Here is a 22,756-nt window from a genome sequence, read left to right as displayed (position 1 = left end):
GCAAATTCTGCCTTTTTATACGCTAATCAACGATTATTGCCTAGATAAAGACATAACGACAGCATGGCATAACGAGGCGGGAAAAAGGAGGCACAAAGCGGGGGGTTTGAGGAGAGCGCAGGCCATGATGACCTGCGCTCTGGGCAGTAAACGTCTCAATCAGCGCTTGATGGCATCGATTTTCAGCATCCGCGCAATGACGATATCCAGCTCTTTCTCGTCGAAAATCTGCTTCCAGTCTTCCTTGATGATTTTTTCACGGCCGTACTCCATCGCTATCATACAGGCGTCGGAGAACGGGTTGGTGCTGCGGAAGGCCACGGCGAGGGCAATCTGGATGTGGCCATAAAGCATCGCCTTCGCTGCTTCTTCCGGTACGCCGCACGACTTCACGGTTTCGTCGAGTGCCTCTTTCATGAATGAACCGACCATACAGGCCACAGTTTCCACCAGCGTTGGCTCCAGGTAAGCCAGCTGTTTAACGGTCACCCAGTGCACCTGCTCCACCGGTCCGTACATGACGCTCACCACCTTCGCCAGCTCGGCGCGATCGGCATCGCTGCCCTGCTCGTAGGAGGCCGCCACGTGCTGAACCGCCGCCACGCCGCCGAAGGCATCGGCATGCTCTTCCTTGGTGTAACGGTCAAGAAACACCGACGGGTGACACGGGTGCGCGACGGCGTATTTGATGTCGGCGCGCTGGGCTATCAGATTGGCATAAGCGGCCGCCGGGTCGAGGGTCAGTAACACCGCTCCAGCCTTCATTTTCGGCACAATGGCGGTGGAAACCGCACCCAGTGCGATATCCGGCACGGCGAGGATAACCACATCGCTATGGCGGACGACGCTGTCGGCGTCGGAGATTTCACGACCCTGAGCCTGTACCTGCATCTGCGCATGCGGTGAATTCTCACAGTAAAACACCTGATAGCGGCTGTTCTGGAAGTTGGCAGAGATACGCATGCCCATTTTGCCGCCAGCGCCTATTACGGTAATTGTTTTCAGAGTCGTCGTCATGATGCCTTCCTCACTTAAAAATTGAATTTATATAAAGTTGTAAAACCCGCTTTCAAGATTGGCGGGACAGCAAAAATTCGAGATTGTGACGCGTCCACGCGTCTTCTAAAGCACAGGTTGATGCGGCATCTTCCTGCCACGGCAGCCAGTGCTCGATAATCTGGTTTATCCCCCGTGCCTGCGGCTTCACTTCCGCTATCATCGCGTCGTAGTCGAGCAACCCTTCCCCCAGCGGACAGCCCGCGAAGGTAAAGCCGACCCAGCCATCGCGGCGCGAAAACGCAAAATCTTTTACGTGCAGATTCAGCACGTAAGGCGCGGTACTGGCGATCACCTCTTTGGGCGTCTCCAGCGCGGCAACGCAGTTGGCGGGATCCAGACAAATCCCCAGCCACGGCGAGTTAAAATGTTTCACTACCGCCAAATTACTGGCGGTCGGCACCTGCTCGTAGGTCTCAATGCACAGCGCGACTTCGCTGCGTTCAAACGCCGGCAAAATGTGCGCCAGCTGCTGCTGCGCCTCAGCAAGCGTCGGGCGCGAGTCGGGACCGTTAAACATCGAGCGCAGGATTTTGGCATTCAGCGCCTGCGCCAGTTGCAGATAGCGTTCGAGGTGTTCGGCCTTCAGCCCGCGTGTGCCGAGCTCGAGCACCACACCGAGCGACTCGGCGCGCTGTCTCAGCTGCTCGAGGCCATCGACCGACAGCGTCTCGATTTTTGGGTAATCGCAAATCTGAAATACCTTTCCGCCCAACTCGGCGGTATTTTCCAGCATCGCGTCGAGGCCCATCGGTTCGGGAACGCGGTCTGACAGTCGCCAGAAATAGGCGTAGGTGCTGAGTCCAATGGCCATCGTTAGCTCCTGTCAGCCTGGTTGTTCAAGAAAATCAATGCTTCATCAAGGATGGCTTTATAGGCCGCCGGCTGGTGCGAGAAACGGCCGAGAAACAGGCCGCCCGTTCTGCTGCCAAGCTGAGAGAGCAAGCCGGGACCGGCGCTGCCGCCGTAAATCACCCGACGCTCGCCGCTGGCCCCGCCCACCAGACGCTGCGCCAACCCCTGACAAACTTCCCCTATAAAATCTGCTGAGGCAGGCTCTTTCGCGCCGATGGCCCACTGCGGCTCATAGGCGAGGATTGCGTCACCGCTCAGCCCTTGTTTTTCTGCCGGGCCAAGCGCCTGATGCGCCTGTTCGACGGCCTGTTCAATGGCCTGCGCGGCGGAGCAGCGTTCGGCCTCACCGATGCAAATGACCGGGATCAGCTGATTGCGCAGCGCAGCCGTGGTTTTATCGGCAATTTGCTTATCGGTTTCAGCAAAATAGCGGCGGCGTTCGGCGTGGCCGATTTCGACATAACCGCAGCCCATTTCATGCAGCATCGCGCCGCTGACTTCACCGGTGTAGGCACCGGCGTCTTCCCAAAACATATTCTGTGCACCGACCTTCATTACCGTGCCGCGAAACGCCTCAAGCGTGGGGGCAATCGCCGGTAAAGACGGGAATACAAACAGCTCAACCTGACCTTGCTGCGCTGCCGGATGATGGCCGACGATTTCCGCTATCTGCCGCGACCATTCGAGGGTCTGCTGATAGCCTAAGTACATTTTTAGGCTAACGCCCAGCGTCAGTTGTGGTTTCATTAAAACTGCTCCTCGTGAGGTTTAACGTTGTCCCTGGCGTTGCCGGTGAACAGCGGCAGCAGCGCATTAACGATCAGTGAAAGCGAAACCGCGCCGGCATCAGGCGTGCCCAGGCTCTTCTCGGCCAACGGCCTTGCGCGCCCCACTTTCGGGCGCAGATTAGCTGTCGCCCTGGCCTGCACCTCAGCCTCCTGCGCCGCCTGCTGCCAGGCGAGACCAAACTCGTCTCCGCGCGCCACGCAGGCACTCAGGGTATCGCTGAAAGGAACAAGGACGTCGACCAGCGTTTTATCGCCAACCTTCGCCTTGCCAAAATGCATGATGCCGTCTTTGGCCTTGCTAACGCCCTCGGCGACAGTGTGCGCATCCGGGTATTTTTCATCGCCAATTACCGTACCCAGCGCGTTGAGCGCCAGCCCCCAGAGTGCCCCTGAAGTACCTCCGGCCCGGTCGGCCCAGGCGTCGGCGGCCTGTTGCAACAGCGTGCCGGCACCGGCACCGCGCAGCTGCATCTCGGCGGCTTTCTCGGCGGCGGCAAGCGCCCCACGCTCCATGCCAATTCCGTGGTCACCGTCACCGGCAACGGCGTCGATACGCCCCAGCTCATCGGCATGGGTCACAATGGTTTGCGCCAGCGTATTCAAAACACCGAGCAGGCACTGTGCGGCCTTTTTGGACTCCACGCTGGCAGGCGGCACGGTGGTCGCCAACGCGACGTCGATTTGCTGTGCTTCCAGCGGTTCAGCGGCCCTAACCGACCCTTTTCTGAACGCTGGGGCATCGGCAGGCGCGCGCCACAGTGGTTCCAGCTCATCGTCCAGCCAGAACAGCGTCAGAGAGGCACCCGCCATATTAAAACTAGTCACAAATTCGCCAACTTCCGCATCTACCGCGACAATTCCGGCTTCGTCCAGTAATTGCGCAATACGGCGATAAACCACAAACAGCTCTTCATACTTCACCGAGCCCAGACCGTTCAGGATGACGCCGACGCGCTGTCCCTTGGCATTGGCGATGTCGTCTGGCAGTTCGTCCAGCAGGCGTTTCACCAGCACTTCGGCCAGCTCGTCGGCGGTAGGAATATCAGACTCACCGATGCCCGGTTCGCCGTGAATCCCCATCCCCAAGGCCATTTTCCCGTGCGGGACGCTGAACAGCGGACGATCGGCTCCCGGCAACGTACAGCCGCTAAACGCCACGCCGAACGAGCGAATGCGCTGATTGGCAAGGCGAGCGATGCGAGTAACCTCTTGCAGAGAATGGCCCTGCTCGGCGGCAACCGACGCAGCCTTGAACACCACCAGATCGCCCGCTACGCCTCGGCGTTTTTCACGTTCTTCTTTGCTGGCGCTGGAGATATCGTCAGTCACCAGCACGATTTCACAGGGAATCCCTTCCGAGATTAACCGGTCACGCGCCAGCCCAAAATGCAGCACGTCGCCCGCATAGTTACCAAAAGTCAGCAGCACGCCGCCGCCGTTGTTGGCCGCGCGCGCAACCGAGCATATTTGCTGGGCAGACGGCGAGGCAAACAGGTTCCCCATCGCCGCACCGTGTGCCAGCCCTTGTCCGACCAATCCTGCAAACGCCGGATAGTGGCCCGACCCGCCGCCAATCACCACGGCAACGCTGCCGGGTTCACTGCGTGTGCTTCTGACAACCCCGCCTGGTACCTGCCGAACCTTTGCAGCGTGGGCCGCAACGAATCCTTCGATCAGCTCATTGGCAAACGCCGAGGGTTTATTGAATAAATAAGTCATCTCACTTCTCCTATGCCGCCTTTGGCGAATTCGGGTCTTTCAGTGGGGTTGGCAGCGGCTTAGCCGGACGCTGAGTGGCGCGCAGCAGCACCATCAACAGAGCAGAGAGCAGCATGAATCCGCCGACGACCATCATCGGAACCGTATAGCTCGAGGTTGCGTCATGCAGCGCACCGGTGACATACCCGGCAGAGAAACCGGCCACGTTACCGAGGGTGTTAATCAGTGCAACGGCCGCGGCGGCTGAAGCGCCGGAAAGGAACTGCGTTGGCAGGGTCCAGAAATTCGGCAACGCGGCGAAGATTGAGCAGGCGGTGATGGTTATCACGGCAATGGTGGCGGCCGGTGAGTCCATGTACAGCGCCAGCGGCACGCTTATCCCGCCGACCAATGCCGGGATGGCGATATGCCAGGTTTTGCAGCCGCGTTTTGAGGCGTCACGCGACCAGAAGAACATCACCACCGCGGCAATCAGATAAGGAATACCGGTGATCAGACCTTTTTGCAGGATGCTGAAAGTCACGCCGAACTGCTGCTGGAAACCGCCGATAATCGTCGGCAGGAAAAATGCCAGCGCATAGAGGCCGTAGACAAATCCGAAGTAAATCATGCACAGCATCCACACGCGACCGCTGGTGAAGGCAGCTTTCAGCCCCTGATGGCCATGAATATTTTTCTTACCAGACTCTTCTTTCTGGAGTTCGGTTTCGAGCCATAGCCGTTCTTCGGAGGTCAGCCATTTCGCGTCTTTAGGTTTATCCACCAGATAAAACCACGCCACGATACCCGCCAAAATGGCCGGAATCGAGACGCCGAGGAACATCACCCGCCAGCCTGCCAGACCAAACAGTCCATGCTGGTTGATGAGCCATGCTGCCAGCGGTGCGCCGAATACCACGGTTAACGGTTGTGCGAGGTAAAACAGAGCAAGAATTTTGCTGCGATAGCGTGCAGGAACCCAGGCGCTGAGGAAAAAGATAGCACCAGGGAAGAAACCCGCTTCGGCCACGCCGAGCAGCAGGCGCAGTCCGTAAAGTCCCTGAACGCTGCTCACCCAGGTAAACAGCAGAGAGACGATACCCCAAGACACCATAATGCGTGCCAGCCAGCGACGAGCGCCGTAGCGGTGCAGCGCCAGATTGCTCGGGACTTCAAGCAGGATATAACCGATAAAGAAAACGCCAGAGGCCAGACCAAACTGAGCCACCTGGATCCCCAGATCGCTAATCATGCCGTTCGGGCCTGCAAAGGAAATGGCGGTGCGGTCAAGGAAGTTAATAAAGAACATCAGCGCCACGAACGGCACTAAACGCAAGCAAATCTTGCGGATAGCCGACTTCTCGGCGGCCCCTGGTATTGTTGGTGAAATCGTTATCATTTTTCTGACTCCTTCTGCCCTTAGGCAGGCAAAGCTTTATCTGAGAAGCGCCTGGCTCGCATTGTTCATTAATTCATTATGTGAACATATGAACACTACCCTCTTCATGTGAACTTGCCTATCTCGCCGTGTTAAAAGTGTGACGCGACTCAAAAAGGCGTTCAAAACCCCTTAACTCAGAGTTTACTCAGGTTTTTGTTCAATACATTTACTTCGCAGACGATGATTTAGATCATTCATCACAAAACAAATGAACATCTATTGAACATATGATTGAATTTGCGATATTGTGCCTTTACTCGCTGCGCGCTGCTGAAAAGCACCGGCTGTCACAGCGCGGGATTGGACGTCGCGTTAGATGCCCTGAAGCCCTTCACCAGTCATAACCTATTAATTAGGAAGGAGAAATTATGTTACCTATCGCGATTGGAGCCGATGATGCGGCTATTGAATTGAAAAACATCGTGAAAGCTTTTGTTCAGCAGCAAGGAATAGAAGTCGTCGATTACAGTCAGGATGCCAATAACCCGCTTTATCCGGATATTGCCTTCACCGTGGCAACGGCTATTAAAGAAGGAAAATTTGAGCGCGGCATTTTGCTCTGCGGTACCGGCATCGGGATGAGCATCGTGGCCAACAAGGTTCCCGGCATTCGCGCCGCTCAGTGCCACGACACCTATTCGGCCGAGCGCGCCCGCAAGAGCAACGATGCGCAGGTGATAACCCTTGGCGCGCGCGTGATCGGGCCGGAATTAGCAAAATCGATCGTTGCCGCCTGGCTGGCCTCGAACTTCGAGGGCGGCGGCTCTACCAGCAAAGTTGAGAAAATTGGCTATTATGAAGGATTGAAGAACGCGTAATATTTCTGCATTCAGCGGGCCCCAACCGTTTGTCCTTTCTGGGGTCCGCCGACAGGTAATTATAACCTGTTGAATTCTAAAGCCATAGTTCTGGCCCATCACAACAATCAGAAAAAGCGCATTCAATGTGTTAATAAAATGATGCAGTCTATGTACTCTAATTAAAACGTAACGACATTTTGCTGTATCGATTCTTCTTAAGGAGCTAGAGATGAACCAGTTAGACGCACTTAAACAGCTAACGACCGTAGTAGCGGACAGCGGCGACATCGAATCCATTCGCCATTTTGAACCTCAAGACGCTACCACCAACCCTTCGCTGATTCTCAAAGCTGCCGACATCCCTCAATACCAACCTCTTATCAAAGAAGCCCTTGAATACGCCCGCAAGCAAGGCGGAAGCAAGGAAACGCAAATTATCAATGCGTCGGACAAACTGGCCGTGAACATCGGTCTCGAGATCCTTAAAAGCGTTCCGGGCCGTATCTCTACCGAAGTCGATGCCCGTCTGTCGTTCGACCGCGGCATGTGCGTAGCGAAAGCACGTAAGCTTATCGGCATGTATGCCGATCATGGCATTGATAAATCGCGTATTCTGATCAAGCTTGCCTCGACCTGGGAAGGCATCAAAGCGGCGGAAGAGCTGGAAAAAGAAGGCATCAACTGTAACCTGACGCTGCTATTTTCGTTTGCTCAGGCCCGCGCCTGTGCTGAAGCCGGCGTTTATCTGATTTCTCCTTTCGTGGGCCGTATCTACGACTGGTACAAAGCCAAAGAGCCAAACGCAGCCTACGACGTGGCGAAAGATCCGGGCGTGAAGTCCGTGACCGACATCTACAAGTACTATAAAGAACACCGCTATCAGACCGTGATCATGGGTGCCAGCTTCCGTAAAGTTGAGCAGATCCTGGCTCTGGCCGGTTGCGATCGTCTGACTATTTCCCCGAACCTGCTGGAAGAACTGAAAAATGCCACCGGTCCGGTTGAACGTAAATTAACCCCGTCTACCGAAGCATTCCATCAGCCAGCGCCATTGGCCGAAGAAGAGTTTCGCTGGCAGCATAACCAAGACCCAATGGCGGTTGAGAAGCTGTCTGAAGGCATTCGTTTGTTCGCTGTCGACCAGCAGAAGCTGGAAGATATGCTGTCCGCTCAACTGTAATTAACTGGAGTAGAACATGTCCTCTCGTAAAGAGCTTGCGAACGCTATCCGCGCACTCAGCATGGACGCCGTGCAGAAAGCGAATTCCGGCCACCCTGGTGCCCCTATGGGCATGGCCGACATCGCCGAAGTCCTGTGGCGTGATTACCTGAACCACAACCCGACCAACCCACACTGGGCCGACCGCGACCGCTTCGTGCTGTCAAACGGTCACGGGTCGATGCTGATTTACAGCCTGCTTCACCTCACCGGCTATGACCTGCCTATCACCGAGTTGGAAAACTTCCGTCAGCTGCACTCCAAGACCCCAGGTCACCCGGAGTACGGCTACACCCCAGGCGTTGAAACCACCACCGGCCCGCTGGGTCAGGGTATTGCGAACGCCGTGGGCTTTGCGATTGCAGAACGCACCCTGGCGGCGCAGTTCAACCGTGAAAACCACGATATCGTCAACCACCACACCTACGCCTTCCTGGGCGACGGCTGTATGATGGAAGGTATCTCGCACGAAGCCTGTTCACTCGCCGGTACCATGAAGCTCGGCAAACTGACCGCGTTCTACGATGACAACGGCATCTCCATCGACGGCCACGTAGAAGGCTGGTTCACCGACGATACCGCGGCACGTTTTGAAGCCTATGGCTGGCATGTGATCCGCCACGTTGATGGTCACAACCCAGAGGCTATTAAGGCAGCTATCGAAGAATCCCACAAGGTGACTGATAAGCCGACACTGATCCTGTGCAAAACCATCATCGGTTTCGGTTCACCGAACAAGGCCGGTACACATGAAGTGCACGGCGCTGCGCTGGGTGCAGACGAAGTCGCGGCAACCCGTAAAGCGATTGGCTGGAACTATCCACCATTTGAAATTCCACAGGACATCTACGCTCAGTGGGACGCGAAAGAAGCCGGTAAAGCAAAAGAAGCCGCGTGGAACGACAAGTTCGCCGCCTATGCGAAAGCGCATCCAGAACTGGCTGCCGAGTTCGAACGCCGCGTGAATGGCAAGCTGCCAACCGACTGGCAGGCTGAATCGCAGAAATTCATTGAAGGTTTGCAGGCCAAGCCCGCTAACATCGCCAGCCGTAAAGCCTCGCAAAATACGCTGGAAGCTTTCGGTAAGATCCTACCGGAATTCCTGGGCGGCTCCGCTGACCTGGCACCGAGCAACCTGACCATGTGGTCTGGCTCGAAGTCCATCGGTGAGGATTTGGCCGGTAACTACATTCACTACGGCGTGCGCGAGTTCGGCATGACCGCGATCAGCAACGGTATTGCGCTGCACGGCGGTTTCCTGCCTTACACCGCAACCTTCCTGATGTTCGTGGAATACGCGCGTAACGCCGTACGTATGGCCGCGCTGATGAAAATCCGCAACATCTTCGTTTACACCCACGACTCTATCGGTCTGGGCGAAGACGGCCCGACGCACCAGCCGGTTGAACAGCTGGCCAGCCTGCGTGTGACCCCGAACATGAGCCTGTGGCGTCCAGCCGACCAGGTTGAGTCCGCGGTAGCGTGGAAATACGCTATCGAGCGCAACGACGGTCCGACGACCCTGATCTTCTCCCGTCAGAACCTGACCCAGCAACCGCGTACCGCCGAGCAGCTGGCGAACGTGGCGCGCGGGGGGTATATCCTGAAGGACAGCGAAGGTACGCCAGAGGTTATCCTGATTGCGACCGGTTCTGAAGTGGGTATCACTGTAGAAGCGGCCGACAAGCTGGCCGCGGCGGGCACCAAAGTGCGCGTGGTCTCTCTGCCGTCCACCGACGCGTTCGACAAGCAGGACGCCGCTTACCGCGAATCAGTGCTGCCGAAAGCCGTTGCCGCGCGCGTTGCGGTTGAGGCGGGTATCGCGGACTACTGGTACAAATACGTTGGCCTGAACGGCGCAATCGTCGGTATGACCACCTTCGGTGAGTCAGCGCCTGCGGACCTGCTGTTTAAAGAGTTCGGGTTCACGGTGGATAATATTGTTGCGAAGGCGCAATCCCTTCTTAAGTAATTACTTTTTATTGCAAAATTGCTTTTTAAGGCAGTGATAAAGGCCTCGGTGAAAACCGGGGCTTTTTTTGTGCTGGGCGCACGGCCTGGGGGGGACGGCGGTGATCGGGCGGCTGCCTAACCTGCCTTGAGGTCAACGCCCTTTAACTCCGAGGCGCTTTTCCGATTTGAAAAACACAAAGAATTTTGGTCTGACCGTGCGTGGATTTGACCGCAAGGTTGCCGGTTTTTATTTAAGAGGATTGTTGGCGGATTCGGGGCTGCGCCGGGCGAAGCGTGACGAGACGCGTTTGGCTCGGAACCGCGAAGCGGCGCGGCCTACGCCACGTGCGCAAGCATCTGAAACAAACTCATCGGCTGGCAAGACACATGCAAAAATAACAAGGCGTGGGGTTCCAAGGGGCCTTGGCCTGGGAAGGCCCCTTGGCTGGTCTGGGCCAGCGCCCAGCGTGCAAGGCACGTGCTTTTGACCTTAAAGACAAAGCGCGTGCTTTTGACCTTAAAGACGTTGAGATCTTAAAACCTTGACCCAAAAAGCGCCTCTGGGTCGCAACCCAGAAATCCCCCCCGTATTTACTGGGATCTCGTCACCCACAGCACCGGCCACTGGCCACTCTTACTGTATCCGTCACAGCTTGGCTCTGACGCATACGCCGCAAGGCGGAAGGCTTTGCCGTCAAATAGCCAGCGTGAGGACACACCGCAGTCGCCGAGTCCTCTGCCCTTGTCAAAGATGGAGAGGATGCCGGTCTTCTCGTCAAAATCGGCGTTGATCAACTCCGGCGGCTGGTCGTCGTCACCCGATTTGAACGGCATGTTCAGTACCAGATTGTCTGACTTATACGGTGCCTGACGCGACACGATATAGCCCAGCACGTAAAGGTTATAGGCCCCCATATCGCAATTCACCGTCATTAGCGCCTTTTCATTGCTGAGCGGGAACAGGTGAACCTCGCGTTCGGAGGGATCGAGGCTACAGTCGTTATTCTCGATATTGGTCGCAGTATTTTGCGTAATGGCCGAGATTTCTCCGTCAGTCAGCGGATGCGGCTCGTTGAAATGCGGTAGCAAAGGCGCGGCAGGCGCAGGCGGTACCGTAGAGGCCGCTTTGTTGCCCCGGCTGGCCCAGGCGGTTTTGGTGCCTTCGCGCGACTGCTGCTGGTCAATGGCTAACAGCGCAGCCTTTAAACCATTCAGTGAGATGCTCGGGCGCGTGCTCTGCTGAGAGTCCAGCTTGCCGCTCAGCTGAATGCTACTGCCGTCGCGGATTGAATTGACGAATTCGTTCACCACCACCCGGTTGATGCTGGCAATATGCTTCTTGCTCACGTCCCATTCGCGGCGGTTAAAATTGAGCGTTTTGCCGTTAAGCGTCAAGCGGTTGGCTATCGCAATATCCGAACTCTGCTCGTCACTGTTGCGTTGATAATCGATACTGACGCTGGCCCGTCCTTCCGGTCCGGCATCGCGAGTGAGTTGCAGCACAAGTCCCTGGCTGTCCTGCGAGCTTCTCGCAGAGCAGTGGTTCAGGTTGTCGCAACTGACCTGCCAATCGTTGTAAATTCGCTGCAGCGGATCAGCGTGAACGTAGCCGGTCATCAAGGTTGCCATTAACAGCAGCGGCGTAGCCATCCAATTGGGTATCATTACATTTAAGCTCTTTTACGAAGTAAACCTTTAGATATTAACCTAAGCTGTGCAAAGACTCTGCCCGAAAAGCATCATTTTTTTACCAGTAAATAGAAATGGATAGACTTGATTACGTCATAAAAAGCCTCAAACATTGTGGTAAAGCAGTGAAATAGTTTCACAGATGAGGTAATAAACACGTTTTGTTGCGGTGTTATACGCTTAAGAACACCCTAAGCTGATATTCTATCCGTTAGCATCGGTCATATTTTCAAAAGGTATATTTAGGGATGGCGAAAGGTAACGACTTTAGTTTACTGACAATAAAAACAAAGATAATCCTGCTTATGCTCTCTCTGCTGTCTGCCTCAGCCATGGCGGAAGAACCTCCCGTTGTGCTGACAGGAACCATTGGCCGCTCCGCCGTGGTCATGGAACTCGACCTCAACAAGCCTGAAGCCATTACGGGACGTTATTTCTACGAGAAATATCATCTTGACCTGCCGCTAAACGGCACAGAAGAAGACGGTGAGCTGAGTTTGCAGGAAGGTACCGACGACTTTAACGATACGCCGCGCCCGACTCTCAGATTACAGTCAGACGGAAAATCAGGCTGGCAGGGAACCTGGTCTAATCCTCAGGGAAAAATCATGCCGATAGAGTTGACCCCGGCGCAGTTACCCGAAACAAATGCAGATCCTTTCCTGACCAAGCTCATCCACGACTCTCCTTACGAATATCTACGCCTGAGCAATCTACAGCTGGAGAAAGGCAAAGAGCAGACTTTTATGGATTATCCGTTGCAGTGGTGGCATGAACCGCAGTCCGGCGTGTCTTTGTTCACCCTCGCCTCTGGGTATCCCGAGGCTCAGCTCAAAGAAATCAACCAGCGTCTGATGGCCAGACTGTGGCAGGAAGTGATTGATTATCATAGCTGTATGCTCGGTGCAAGCCAGTTTGGCAGCGGTGAATTTGAACAGAGCGTGACCCCGGAGCTACTCTCATCGACGGTGGTCAGCGTTAAGATTTCCACCAGCTACAGCTGCGGCGGCGCGCATCCGGACTTTGGTGACTCCCCGCTTAATCTCAATGCTAAAACGGGCGCACCGCTGTCGCTGGAAGATATTTTGTGGATTGGCAAAGAGAAGCCCTTTCACTACATGTACGCCGAAGATCATGACGAACGTGGCAATAATGGCGTCAGTTTTGACGATTACTCGACCTATCGTGAAAAGAATTTTGCCCCGTGGCTGATTTCACAGTTTAAACAGCTTTATCCGAGCGAGATGCAAAAACCTAAGGGTAACGATGACTGTGACTATAGTGATGCTGAAATCTGGTATTACCCGTCGTGGTATTTAACCCCCAAGGGGATCCATTTTGGGCCGTCGTTTGCACGTGCGATGCGCGACTGCGAAGGAACCAGCTGGTCTGTGCTGCCTTGGGCGGTGCGAACCCAGCATCAGGGGGGCGTTCCGCTTACCCTGCCACAATAACGTCGCGATTTTACCTCTGACCGAGGCCCAAGCGGCCTGCGGTCAGAGCCGGTCTCAATCCAGCAGTCCGTTAATCTTCGCGTATTGCAGCAGAATGACCGCTTTTCCATCTTTAATTTCGCCGTTTTTAACCATCTCCAGCGCCTGGGTAAACGGCACTTCCAGCACCTCGATGTCTTCGTCCTCCACGCCACCGCCGTGGTTACTGCGGCTTTCCTCGTCATACTCGGCGGCAAAGAAGTGAATCAACTCGGTCACGCCACCGGGAGACATATACAGCTCGAACAGCTTCTCCACCTCACGAACCTGAAAACCAGTCTCTTCGATAGCCTCTTTACGGATGCAGTCCTCGGGTGAGTCCTCGTCGAGCAGCCCAGCGCAGGTCTCGATCAGCATGCCGTGATTATTATCGTTGAGATAGGTTGGAATGCGGAACTGCTTAACCAGCAGCACGCTTTGTTTAGGGCGGTTGTAAAGCAAAATAGTGGCACCATTGCCGCGATCGTAAACTTCGCGCTTATGGCGGACTGTGCTTCCATCTTTCCTGACTAAATCATAGGTGTAGTTGCGCAGCGTGAACCAATTGTCTGAGAGCAGTTTGTTATTGATGATTTCAATTTTAGCGGACATATCGCCTCTGATTAAGTTACAACAATTTACTCATCGTAAAATGCAGGTAAAAAATGAGAAAGAATAGTTAGGTACCAATGTTCCTAACATTGATAAAAATTGCATAGGCAGTATGCTCATAGGGATGGATGAAAGTAGCATGCAAAATGGAGCAGTCGCATGGCAGACCAAAATTTCCCCTATTCAGAAAAATCGTTAACCGTTTTCCCCTCCTCAGTAGGCGGCGTCTCGTCGCAGCACACGTCGCTGAGTCACCCGGCTATCGCAACGGCGTCTGCCAAAAACTACAGCGTGATGATTGTTGACGATCACCCGCTGATGATCCGCGCCGTAGAGCAGCTGTTGAGCAAATCACCCCGCCTGCACGTGGTCGCCAAGGCCAACAGCGGCGAAGAGGCGCTGGCCGCGGCACGTATGGCCGACATCGACGCGATCGTTCTCGATTTAAACATGCGCGGCATGTCCGGTCTTGAAACACTGGTCGCACTGCGTGCTGAAGGCTGTCGGGCCAAAATCATTATCCTGACGGTGTCCGATTCCCCTTGCGATATCGCCAACCTGATCAACGCAGGCGCGGACGCCTATCTGCTGAAAGACAGCGAACCTGAAGACTTGCTCGAGCAAATCCTGTTAACGGCTGACGGCAATAACTTCCTCAGCGAGGATATCCAAAATTCCCTCGATGAGGAAAACAATAAAACCAACCCGCTGGAAAAACTGACCGATCGCGAAACCTGCGTGCTGAATGAGGTTGCCAAAGGCCAGTCAAATAAAGAGGTGGCGCGCGAACTGGCTATCTCGGAAGAAACGGTAAAGGTCCATATTCGCAATGTTTTGAGAAAGCTCGACGTGCGTTCACGCGTCGCGGCAACCGTGATGTTTCTGGAAAACAGGGCATAAGACACGCTTTACTCGATAGCCCCAATAATCTGCTGGCGGTGACTGTCAATCCACTGCGGATTTAACGGCCCCCAGCTTTCAATCTGATAGTAACCGTCGTTATTACGGACTCCCTGCTGAACGAAGGCCAGCTCCAGGCCCATTCCCGGCAGAGCTTTTAGTACGTCCTGTAACGTGCGACGGGGCCAGCCGCTGAGCGCCATCAGTTTGGGTACGTTAGGGCGTTCATTATTTGCAATCAGCCAGCACAGGTAGAGCCGACGGGCGAAAACTGAATTCAGCATAGGTTCCCTCTTTGCATCTCTAACATGTAAATAAATTGTTACTTTCTAAAATAGCGCAGTCGCGGTAGGCCACAAAAGCGCTAACCTCAATATCTTCATGTCTTTTTTACACCATCTCCTTTTTTTCTCCACGTTTTCTATGGCTATTACAGGTAAAGTGCTTGAGCGTAGAGGTTGATTTCACCCCCTAACGCAACATCAATTCGCTAACGAGTGTTGCAAAAAATTGCACAACGTTTGAAACCGATGACATAAAAATAGGCTAATTTATTAATCTTTCCTGATGTTAATCACGCACGGCCTTATTAATCGAGATGCGCGTGGTAACGAGGTTTTGACATGGCTAACTTTTTTATCGATCGCCCAATTTTTGCCTGGGTGCTGGCGATCATTATCTCTCTGGCGGGGATGCTTTCAATCCACAGTCTGCCGGTTGAACAATATCCTGCGCTTGCGCCTCCCAACGTGCGCATCACCGCCCAGTATCCTGGGGCCTCTGCGTCAATTGTTGAAAATACCGTCACCCAGATCATCGAGCAAAACATGACGGGCCTCGACAACCTGATGTACATGTCGTCGCAGAGTAGTAACGATGGCAAGTCACAGATTACGCTAAGTTTTGAAGCCGGAACTGACCCTAACGAGGCTCTCCAACAGGTACAAAACCAACTACAGCAGGCGTTGAAGCGTCTGCCGCAAACGGTGCAGACTCAGGGCGTGACCGTGTCGAAAACCGGTGATACCAACCTGATGATGGTGGCCTTCGTCTCCACCGACGGCAGCATGAGCAAGCAGGATATCTCCGACTATGTTGCCTCGAATATTCAGGACCCGATCAGCCGCGTGAGCGGAGTAGGTACCATCAACGCCTATGGTACCCAGTATGCGATGCGCATCTGGCTCGATCCGAACAAGCTCAACAACTACAATCTCACTACCGCCGACGTCGTCACTGCCATTGAAAACCAGAACAGTCAGGTGGCAGTCGGCCAACTCGGCGGCACGCCAGCGGTCGATCAGCAGGCCCTGAACGCCACGGTCAACGCGCAGTCGCAGCTGCAAACGCCGCAGCAGTTCCGGGATATTACGCTGCGCGTCAACGCTGACGGTTCTGACGTAACCCTCGGGCAGGTTGCGACCGTCGGGCTCGGCGCAGAGAACTACAACTTCGACAGTCGCTACAACGGCCAACCCGCCTCGGGGATGGGCGTACAGCTCGCCTCAGGCGCTAACGAAGTGCAGACTGACACGCTGGTTCGCGCCAAGATAAAAGAGCTATCGCAGTATTTCCCGCACGGTCTGAAAACCGAAATTGCCTACGAAACCACGCCTTTTGTTAAAGCGGCTATCACCGACGTGGTGAAAACGCTGTTTGAAGCAATAGTCCTGGTGTTCCTGGTCATGTACCTGTTTCTGCAAAATTTCCGCGCCACGCTTATCCCGACAATCGCGGTACCGGTCGTACTGCTCGGCACCTTCGTGGTGCTGCATCAGTTCGGCTACAGTATCAACACGCTGACGATGTTCGCGATGGTGCTGGCTATCGGGCTTCTGGTCGATGACGCCATCGTGGTGGTCGAAAACGTCGAACGGGTAATGAGTGAAGAGGGGCTGGCGCCACGAGAAGCCACCCGCAAGTCGATGGGGCAAATCCAGAGTGCGCTGGTGGGGATTACCATGGTGCTGTCCGCCGTTTTTGTGCCAATGGCCTTCTTCGGTGGTACGACCGGTGCCATCTATCGCCAGTTCTCGGTGACGATTGTCGCCGCGATGGTACTTTCGGTATTCGTCGCCCTTACTCTCACGCCCGCGCTGTGCTCCACTATTCTGAAGCCAATCCCGCAGGGACTTCACCACAGCAAGCGCGGTTTCTTTGGCTGGTTTAACCGGATGTTTGACAAGAATACTCGTCGCTACGAGCGTGGCGTCGGGCGCATCCTCCATCACGGTTTCCGCTATATGCTGGTATATCTGCTGCTGGTTATCGCGCTCGGCTTTATGTTCGTCAAGCTGCCAACCTCGTTCCTGCCGCAGGAAGACCGTGGCGTGTTCACCGTGCAAATTCAGCTGCCGCCGGGTGCGACCCTGCAGCAAACCACCAATGTGGTCTCACGCGTCGAGCAGTACTTCCTGACCAAAGAGAAGAAAGACGTGCTGTCGGTGTTCTCAACCCTGGGTTCGGGACCGGGCGGTAACGGCCAAAACGTGGCGCGTATGTTCGTCCGTCTGGCCGACTGGGACGACCGTACCTCCGGCAAGAATACCTCATTCGATATCATCGACAGGGCGACCAAGGAGTTCAGCAAGAATAAATACAATGACGCACGCATTATCGCCAGCAGCCCGCCGTCGATTAACGGTCTCGGTAACTCCTCCGGTTTCGATATGGAGCTTGAGGACCACGCGGGTCTCGGCCACGCCAAGCTCATGGCGGCGCGAGATTCGCTGCTCGACATGGCGGCAAAGAGTCCGCTGCTCTCACGCGTGCGCCACAATGGCCTCGACGATAGCCCACAGCTGCAAATCGATATCGACCAACACAAGGCGCAGGCGCTGGGTCTGAGCATCGCTGATATCAACAGCACGCTCAGCACCGCCTGGGGCTCGACCTACGTGAATGACTTCGTTGACCGTGGCCGCGTTAAAAAAGTTTACGTGCAGGCCGACGCGCCGTTCCGCATGCTGCCTGACGACGTGAACAAATGGTTTGTACGCAACTCGGCGGGCACCATGGTGCCGTTCTCGGCCTTCACCACCTCACATTGGGAAACGGGTTCGCCGCGTCTGGAACGTTACAATGGCAGCTCGTCGCTCGAGATTGTCGGCGAGGCGGCCAACGGCGTCAGCAGCGGTGCTTCGATGGACGAAATGGAAAGGCTGGTCGCTAAACTGCCTTCCGGCATTGGTCTGGAATGGACCGGGATGTCGTATCAGGAGCGTCTGTCAGGCTCTCAGGCCCCTGCCCTGTATGCGATTTCGCTGCTAGTGGTGTTCCTGTGTCTGGCTGCGCTGTATGAGAGCTGGTCAATTCCGTTCTCGGTTATGCTGGTCGTGCCGCTCGGGGTGATCGGCGCGGTTATCGCGACTTATCTGCGCGGGCTGGAAAACGACGTTTATTTCCAGGTCGGGATGCTGACCATCATCGGTCTGTCGGCCAAGAACGCCATTCTTATCGTCGAATTTGCCAACGACCTCAACGTGCGCGGCAAGGCGCTGCTTGAGGCAACGCTGGAAGCCTCAAGAATGCGTTTGCGCCCTATCCTGATGACCTCGCTGGCGTTTATCTTCGGCGTACTGCCGATGGCGACCAGTCAAGGTGCAGGCTCCGGCAGTCAGCATGCGGTCGGTACCGGCGTTATCGGTGGGATGATTTCGGCCACGGTGCTGGCCGTGTTCTTCGTACCGCTGTTCTTCGTGCTGGTGCGCCGCCGTTTCCCGGGGAAAGGCGAACAACCGACCTTGATTAACGAGATTATCGACACCGCACCAGAATCCTGAGATTTATTAAAGGGATAATCAGCTCGACATGATTAATTGCCTCAGCCGAGGCAATTAATAAAAATGAAAAAGGCGCTAAGAATATTAGCGCCTTTTATTATTGAACGATTCTCAGTGAGATTATTTATTTACTTCCCTTGGCAGGTAAAATAAAAAGTTACACATAACGTTCTCATCACCTGCTTGTTGTATTTTAAACAACTCTTTAAAAGCAAGTCTTATACAAGATGATGATGTTTATATCGGGTTCCCACGGGTGAAAACTGATGCAACGACAGGATCTTGTTATTATCTTTATCACGGCAGTCTGCGGTTATTAGCCACGCAGCATTGCGTCAATAAAGTCTTTCCAGTTCACTAATTCTTGCTCGACCATTTTACTCCCCTTGATTAACGCTGGGGATTATACGAGCAATATTTGAGCAGACAAACAGTTTATTCCGATAATGAAACGGCGATCACGCAATTCAAACCGGTAATGGAATCGTGCTGCGTAATTAATTACGCCGAATTATCAGCTTAGCGGCACATTGCCTGGAAGTAGCCGAAAGGTTAATCTTTGATGAATAAGAATTAACCGATAACCTTGAGGGAATAATAACCATGAGCTTTAAGATTTACAGTAATGACAGCATTGGTTCGGTCGACTGGCAGCGTCTGGCCGATATTCTGGAGCTGAGCGGACTTAATAAACGCGACCTACAGAGTCTGCAACGTGGATTCGAACACAGCCAGTTTCGCTACCTCGGCTACTGCGACGGTAAACTGATTGCCACCGCACGGGCGATTAGCGATCTTACCTCGGCGTCTTATCTCAGCGACGTGGCCATTCATCCAGACTACCAGGGGCGCGGCTTCGGCAAACTCCTTATGCAGCGCATCATGCAAGACCTCGCGCCGTTCGGTAAAGTCATCATCTATGCGGTGCCCGATAAAATCGAATTCTATAAACGCTTTAGCTTTCACCCGCTGCTGACCGCCATGACCTATGCCGAAGGCGATGCACTGACGCGCCTTAGCAGCAATGGCTACATTCCGCCGTTAGCGTGAAGAGTCATGGGGGATGGATCCTGAAGATGTTTTACAGCATTATGTAAGCATCATTTTTTTGGGCCAAAAACGCTGTCAGAATGCGGCTTACGGCTCAAAATTGGCTATTTTCTCGTCTGATTTGTTGCCTTAATCTGACGATTTCACATTTAGGGTACGTTTGCACATGGCAGAGACATCCTCATTTATCCTCTACGGCATCAAAAATTGCGATACCGTTAAAAAAGCGCGCCGCTGGCTGGAAGAAAATCACGTTGACGCACGCTTTCATGATTATCGCGTTGACGGGCTCGATGAGTCACTGATTCAGTCACTTATCGATAAACAGGGTTGGGAAGCGCTGCTCAATACGCGCGGTACTACCTGGCGTAAGCTTGACGAATCCGTGCGCACTGCCTGTGATAATGTCGAGGCCGCCAAGGCCGTGATGCTGGAACATCCCGCCGTTATTAAACGCCCTTTCCTGCTTGCCGCCAGCGGACAATCGCTGCTTGGCTTCAAACCTGAAAGCTATGCGCAATTTGTTGCAGAGGTGAAGTAAATGATTTGTCCGGTTTTAGATCTTGCACAGCAGCTTATCCGCCGCCCGTCCCTCAGCCCCGATGACGCCGGCTGTCAGGAGATCCTGATTGCCCGCCTAAAGGCCATCGGTTTCCACATCGAGCCGATGAACTTTGGCGACACGCTTAATTTCTGGGCCACGCGCGGCGAAGGCAAGACGCTGGCGTTTGCCGGTCACACCGACGTCGTGCCAACCGGTGATCCTACGCTGTGGATAACCCCACCGTTCGAACCTGCCCTGCGCGACGGCATGCTGTTTGGCCGCGGTGCCGCAGACATGAAAGGTTCGCTGGCGTCGATGGTGGTCGCCGCAGAACGCTTCGTGGCCGCCAATCCGAATCATCAGGGTCGTTTGGCGTTTTTGATTACCTCCGATGAAGAGGCCAGCGCGGTCAACGGCACCGTGAAGGTGGTCGAAGCACTGATGGCGCGCAACGAGCGTATGGATTACTGTCTGGTTGGCGAACCCTCAAGCACCACGCGGGTGGGGGATATCGTCAAGAATGGCCGTCGCGGCTCGATGACCGCCAACCTGCAAATTCACGGCGTTCAGGGCCACGTTGCCTATCCACATCTGGCCGACAATCCGGTGCATCGCGCCATGCCTGCGCTGAACGAGCTGGTTTCCATCGAGTGGGATCAGGGCAATGAGTTCTTCCCGCCGACCAGCATGCAGATTGCTAATATCAACGCCGGTACCGGCAGCAACAACGTGATCCCGGGTGAGCTGTATGTACAGTTCAACTTCCGTTTCAGCACCGAGTTGACCGACGCTACCATCAAAGAGCGAGTGAAGGCATTGCTCGACAAGCATCAGTTGAATTACACGCTGAACTGGGTCGTTTCCGGTCAGCCGTTCCTGACGCCGCGCGGCAGTCTGGTTGATGCGGTGATCAACGCGGTGCAGCACTACAGCGAAATCACCCCGGACCTGCAAACCACCGGCGGCACCTCTGACGGTCGTTTTATCGCATTGATGGGAGCACAGGTCGTTGAGTTAGGTCCGGTCAACGCCTCAATCCATAAAATCAATGAATGCGTCCAGGCGTCCGATTTACAGCTGCTGGCCCGCATGTATCAGCGCATCATGGAGCAGTTGGTCGGATGATTGACCACGCCATGCTCACCGGCCAGTCGACCGGGCATCTGATCGATATCGGTAGTGGCCATCGCCTGCAACCCGAGGCAGCAAGGGCGTTTTCCGCCCTACAGACCGCGGCGTCGCAGGCGGGATTCAATCTGCAACCTGCCAGCACTTTTCGTGACTTCGCCAGACAATTGGCTATCTGGAATGGCAAATTCCACGGAGAACGACCAGTATTAGATAGTGACAGCCGTCCGGTGGATATTAGCCAGCTTGATGACGGCGAGCGCGGCGAACTGATACTGCGATGGTCGGCACTGCCGGGCGCGAGCCGCCACCACTGGGGCAGCGAGTTGGATATTTATGCGCCCGACTTGCTGCCCGAAGGTGCAAAACTTCAGCTGGAACCCTGGGAATACGAGGAAGGCGGCTATTTTTATCCGTTGACTCAATGGTTAACCCAGAACATGGCGTCGTTTGGCTTTTACAGGCCGTTTAGCGAAGATACCGGCGGCGTCGCCGTTGAGCCTTGGCATTTAAGCTACCGTCCTCTGGCGCAAGAGTGTGAAAAACTGCTGACGCCACAGGTGCTCCAACAGGCTTGGCAGGGTCAGAATCTTGGCGGCCACGCGTGGATACTCAGTGAGCTCGAGCGCATCTTTGCCCAGTATGTTCAAACGAGTAAAAGCAGTCAGTAAAAGGGCCGCAGCAATGCAGTAACGTGTTCTAGAAAAACACATTAACCAGTAAGGGAGTCATATTATGGAATGGATTAAAGATTACTGGTGGATAGTGCTGATCGTTCTGGCCGGCATCATCATCAGCGGCATTAAAGAATTGAATCGGGTTGATGTCAAAGCCTATCTGAAGGATAAACCGGAGATCCCACCGCATCGCGATAACAACGCCGAATGGGACGATGACGACGACTGGCCAAAGGACAAGAAAAAGTAACCGTCGCGTATTAACTTTTAACCCTACCTCTAACACGTCAAACCTGCGGCAGGTATCAGCCTGCCGCGCCTTCAACGAAACGTTAATCCGCCTTTAGTCTGCTAATCGCCGCATCAATCATCTGTGGACTGATACCGTGTGCCACTTTAGGGGCAAGATCCAAAGTGCAGGCATTGCCCAGCTCTTGCAGCCTCTTTGCTGCGATGACGGCGTTATTCGCCGCGATCACCGGGTCGCTTTGGCCGTGGATAAAATGAATTTTTGTCTCAGCACCGATAGCGGTCTCCGGCAAACTGGCAAAACGACCGCTGAAAGAGACGATGCGGCCGGCAAGATTCTGCTCAACCTTGGTGGACTCGAGCGACATAATGGATCCCTGCGAGAAGCCAATCAACACGGTATCGGCGGGTTTTACGCCGCTTCTCTGCTGCCAGTCGCGCACGGTTTTAACAAACAGCGGCATCGATTCGGCGATACGCTGATGGCGATTATGCTCGGTCACGCCTTGCACGGAGAACCACTGACGCCCCTGCCCAAGGTCGCAGGCGAACGGACTGCCGATGCTGACTATCAGCGCATGAGGAAAACTGGCGATAAAATAACGCCCAATTTCGCCCATTGAAACGGGATTGTCACCCACGCCGTGGAAAAGTAATACCAGCTGTTCCGCCTGCCCCTGCGGCTGTTGAACGACAACGTTTTCCGGACTCATAACGCAAACTCCTGTGACTTTCTAAATGTTTACAGCCGGAAAATACCGGTTGCCAATGCCTTAACTATACGCGGCTGCTCATTCAGGAAAACCGGGTTTTATTGAATAAGTCGTACTGATTTTTTCAATC

At 54.5% G+C, this 22,756-nt stretch carries 21 protein-coding genes; 11 read left to right on the top strand and 10 right to left on the bottom strand.

The window, feature by feature from the left end:
- Positions 1-159 precede the first annotated feature (159 nt).
- The 5 genes from O1V65_RS01530 to O1V65_RS01510 are packed head-to-tail and all read right to left on the bottom strand — an operon-like array spanning position 160 to position 5,796.
- The gene (locus tag O1V65_RS01530) at positions 160-1,017 is read right to left on the bottom strand and encodes a phosphogluconate dehydrogenase C-terminal domain-containing protein (protein WP_017490668.1); all 858 of its coding nucleotides are present in this window, start codon (positions 1,015-1,017) and stop codon (positions 160-162) included.
- A gap of 52 nt (positions 1,018-1,069) precedes the next feature.
- Positions 1,070-1,870 (bottom strand): sugar phosphate isomerase/epimerase family protein, encoded by an 801-nt coding sequence (locus O1V65_RS01525; RefSeq protein ID WP_017490667.1) that lies wholly within the window; start codon positions 1,868-1,870, stop codon positions 1,070-1,072.
- Between the two features lie 2 nt (positions 1,871-1,872).
- Positions 1,873-2,658, bottom strand: a complete 786-nt coding sequence (locus O1V65_RS01520) for a triose-phosphate isomerase family protein (RefSeq protein ID WP_269130109.1) — start codon at positions 2,656-2,658, stop codon at positions 1,873-1,875.
- Positions 2,658-4,418: a dihydroxyacetone kinase family protein gene (locus O1V65_RS01515; RefSeq protein ID WP_269130108.1), complete on the bottom strand. Its 1,761-nt coding sequence runs from the start codon at positions 4,416-4,418 to the stop codon at positions 2,658-2,660. Before O1V65_RS01515 ends, O1V65_RS01520 begins: the two co-directional genes overlap by 1 nt.
- A 10-nt stretch (positions 4,419-4,428) precedes the next feature.
- On the bottom strand, positions 4,429-5,796 hold the full coding sequence (locus O1V65_RS01510; RefSeq protein ID WP_017490664.1) for an MFS transporter: 1,368 nt from the start codon (positions 5,794-5,796) through the stop codon (positions 4,429-4,431).
- 410 nt (positions 5,797-6,206) lie between these two features.
- On the opposite strand from O1V65_RS01510, the gene rpiB reads away from it, so the two are divergent.
- From rpiB to tkt, 3 genes are all read left to right on the top strand, one after another.
- Positions 6,207-6,656, top strand: a complete 450-nt coding sequence (gene rpiB, locus O1V65_RS01505) for a ribose 5-phosphate isomerase B (protein ID WP_017490663.1) — start codon at positions 6,207-6,209, stop codon at positions 6,654-6,656.
- Positions 6,657-6,867: 211 nt separating this feature from the next.
- Entirely contained in the window at positions 6,868-7,818 is a 951-nt protein-coding gene (tal, locus tag O1V65_RS01500) for a transaldolase (RefSeq protein WP_017490662.1), read from the top strand.
- Between the two features lie 16 nt (positions 7,819-7,834).
- Positions 7,835-9,829, top strand: a complete 1,995-nt coding sequence (gene tkt, locus O1V65_RS01495; protein ID WP_269130107.1) for a transketolase — start codon at positions 7,835-7,837, stop codon at positions 9,827-9,829.
- Positions 9,830-10,401: 572 nt separating this feature from the next.
- Here the strand turns inward: tkt and O1V65_RS01490 are convergent.
- Positions 10,402-11,475, bottom strand: a complete 1,074-nt coding sequence (locus tag O1V65_RS01490; RefSeq protein WP_192503991.1) for a DUF1176 domain-containing protein — start codon at positions 11,473-11,475, stop codon at positions 10,402-10,404.
- A gap of 272 nt (positions 11,476-11,747) precedes the next feature.
- On the opposite strand from O1V65_RS01490, the gene O1V65_RS01485 reads away from it, so the two are divergent.
- Positions 11,748-12,953: a hypothetical protein gene (locus O1V65_RS01485; protein WP_084913226.1), complete on the top strand. Its 1,206-nt coding sequence runs from the start codon at positions 11,748-11,750 to the stop codon at positions 12,951-12,953.
- Between the two features lie 54 nt (positions 12,954-13,007).
- On the opposite strand, the gene nudK is transcribed toward O1V65_RS01485, so the two are convergent.
- On the bottom strand, positions 13,008-13,583 hold the full coding sequence (gene nudK, locus O1V65_RS01480) for a GDP-mannose pyrophosphatase NudK (RefSeq protein WP_017494456.1): 576 nt from the start codon (positions 13,581-13,583) through the stop codon (positions 13,008-13,010).
- Positions 13,584-13,877: 294 nt separating this feature from the next.
- On the opposite strand from nudK, the gene O1V65_RS01475 reads away from it, so the two are divergent.
- Positions 13,878-14,483, top strand: coding sequence for a response regulator (locus O1V65_RS01475; RefSeq protein WP_038328654.1), 606 nt, complete (start codon positions 13,878-13,880; stop codon positions 14,481-14,483).
- Positions 14,484-14,491: 8 nt separating this feature from the next.
- Here O1V65_RS01475 and O1V65_RS01470 read toward each other — a convergent pair whose 3' ends face one another.
- A complete protein-coding gene (locus O1V65_RS01470) occupies positions 14,492-14,767 on the bottom strand; it encodes a winged helix-turn-helix domain-containing protein (RefSeq protein WP_017494458.1) in 276 nt (91 codons plus the stop codon).
- 339 nt (positions 14,768-15,106) lie between these two features.
- Here O1V65_RS01470 and acrD point away from each other — a divergent pair, with 339 nt between their 5' ends.
- On the top strand, positions 15,107-18,265 hold the full coding sequence (acrD, locus tag O1V65_RS01465; RefSeq protein ID WP_084913227.1) for a multidrug efflux RND transporter permease AcrD: 3,159 nt from the start codon (positions 15,107-15,109) through the stop codon (positions 18,263-18,265).
- Positions 18,266-18,581: 316 nt separating this feature from the next.
- Here acrD and ypfM read toward each other — a convergent pair whose 3' ends face one another.
- Positions 18,582-18,641, bottom strand: a complete 60-nt coding sequence (gene ypfM, locus O1V65_RS23115) for a protein YpfM (protein WP_139802851.1) — start codon at positions 18,639-18,641, stop codon at positions 18,582-18,584.
- Positions 18,642-18,868: 227 nt separating this feature from the next.
- Here ypfM and O1V65_RS01460 point away from each other — a divergent pair, with 227 nt between their 5' ends.
- The 5 genes from O1V65_RS01460 to O1V65_RS01440 all read left to right on the top strand — a co-directional run bounded on the left by O1V65_RS01460 (position 18,869) and on the right by O1V65_RS01440 (position 21,914).
- The gene (locus tag O1V65_RS01460) at positions 18,869-19,315 is read left to right on the top strand and encodes a GNAT family N-acetyltransferase (RefSeq protein ID WP_017493186.1); all 447 of its coding nucleotides are present in this window, start codon (positions 18,869-18,871) and stop codon (positions 19,313-19,315) included.
- Between the two features lie 166 nt (positions 19,316-19,481).
- Entirely contained in the window at positions 19,482-19,856 is a 375-nt protein-coding gene (locus tag O1V65_RS01455) for an ArsC family reductase (RefSeq protein WP_017493188.1), read from the top strand.
- Entirely contained in the window at positions 19,857-20,984 is a 1,128-nt protein-coding gene (gene dapE, locus O1V65_RS01450) for a succinyl-diaminopimelate desuccinylase (protein WP_017493189.1), read from the top strand. It begins immediately after the preceding gene.
- A complete protein-coding gene (locus O1V65_RS01445) occupies positions 20,981-21,658 on the top strand; it encodes a M15 family metallopeptidase (RefSeq protein WP_227953707.1) in 678 nt (225 codons plus the stop codon). Before dapE ends, O1V65_RS01445 begins: the two co-directional genes overlap by 4 nt.
- 64 nt (positions 21,659-21,722) lie before the next feature.
- Positions 21,723-21,914, top strand: a complete 192-nt coding sequence (locus O1V65_RS01440; protein WP_017493191.1) for a YpfN family protein — start codon at positions 21,723-21,725, stop codon at positions 21,912-21,914.
- Between the two features lie 82 nt (positions 21,915-21,996).
- Here the strand turns inward: O1V65_RS01440 and ypfH are convergent, their stop codons facing one another.
- Complete coding sequence (gene ypfH / locus O1V65_RS01435) at positions 21,997-22,626, bottom strand: esterase (protein ID WP_269130106.1); 630 nt, start codon at positions 22,624-22,626, stop codon at positions 21,997-21,999.
- Positions 22,627-22,756 lie beyond the last annotated feature (130 nt).

It is taken from the genome of Rouxiella badensis, from assembly GCF_026967515.2.
Lineage (GTDB): Bacteria > Pseudomonadota > Gammaproteobacteria > Enterobacterales > Enterobacteriaceae > Rouxiella > Rouxiella badensis.
This window is presented reverse-complemented; position numbering and strand designations above follow the sequence as displayed.

Bases quoted from the DNA above. Each gene is read 5' to 3' on its own strand.
- O1V65_RS01530 (WP_017490668.1), bottom strand. From the start codon at position 1,017: ATGACGACGACTCTGAAAACAATTACCGTAATAGGCGCTGGCGGCAAA.
- O1V65_RS01525 (WP_017490667.1), bottom strand. From the start codon at position 1,870: ATGGCCATTGGACTCAGCACCTACGCCTATTTCTGGCGACTGTCAGAC.
- O1V65_RS01520 (WP_269130109.1), bottom strand. From the start codon at position 2,658: ATGAAACCACAACTGACGCTGGGCGTTAGCCTAAAAATGTACTTAGGC.
- O1V65_RS01515 (WP_269130108.1), bottom strand. From the start codon at position 4,418: ATGACTTATTTATTCAATAAACCCTCGGCGTTTGCCAATGAGCTGATC.
- O1V65_RS01510 (WP_017490664.1), bottom strand. From the start codon at position 5,796: ATGATAACGATTTCACCAACAATACCAGGGGCCGCCGAGAAGTCGGCT.
- rpiB (WP_017490663.1), top strand. From the start codon at position 6,207: ATGTTACCTATCGCGATTGGAGCCGATGATGCGGCTATTGAATTGAAA.
- tal (WP_017490662.1), top strand. From the start codon at position 6,868: ATGAACCAGTTAGACGCACTTAAACAGCTAACGACCGTAGTAGCGGAC.
- tkt (WP_269130107.1), top strand. From the start codon at position 7,835: ATGTCCTCTCGTAAAGAGCTTGCGAACGCTATCCGCGCACTCAGCATG.
- O1V65_RS01490 (WP_192503991.1), bottom strand. From the start codon at position 11,475: ATGATACCCAATTGGATGGCTACGCCGCTGCTGTTAATGGCAACCTTG.
- O1V65_RS01485 (WP_084913226.1), top strand. From the start codon at position 11,748: ATGGCGAAAGGTAACGACTTTAGTTTACTGACAATAAAAACAAAGATA.
- nudK (WP_017494456.1), bottom strand. From the start codon at position 13,583: ATGTCCGCTAAAATTGAAATCATCAATAACAAACTGCTCTCAGACAAT.
- O1V65_RS01475 (WP_038328654.1), top strand. From the start codon at position 13,878: ATGATTGTTGACGATCACCCGCTGATGATCCGCGCCGTAGAGCAGCTG.
- O1V65_RS01470 (WP_017494458.1), bottom strand. From the start codon at position 14,767: ATGCTGAATTCAGTTTTCGCCCGTCGGCTCTACCTGTGCTGGCTGATT.
- acrD (WP_084913227.1), top strand. From the start codon at position 15,107: ATGGCTAACTTTTTTATCGATCGCCCAATTTTTGCCTGGGTGCTGGCG.
- O1V65_RS01460 (WP_017493186.1), top strand. From the start codon at position 18,869: ATGAGCTTTAAGATTTACAGTAATGACAGCATTGGTTCGGTCGACTGG.
- O1V65_RS01455 (WP_017493188.1), top strand. From the start codon at position 19,482: ATGGCAGAGACATCCTCATTTATCCTCTACGGCATCAAAAATTGCGAT.
- dapE (WP_017493189.1), top strand. From the start codon at position 19,857: ATGATTTGTCCGGTTTTAGATCTTGCACAGCAGCTTATCCGCCGCCCG.
- O1V65_RS01445 (WP_227953707.1), top strand. From the start codon at position 20,981: ATGATTGACCACGCCATGCTCACCGGCCAGTCGACCGGGCATCTGATC.
- O1V65_RS01440 (WP_017493191.1), top strand. From the start codon at position 21,723: ATGGAATGGATTAAAGATTACTGGTGGATAGTGCTGATCGTTCTGGCC.
- ypfH (WP_269130106.1), bottom strand. From the start codon at position 22,626: ATGAGTCCGGAAAACGTTGTCGTTCAACAGCCGCAGGGGCAGGCGGAA.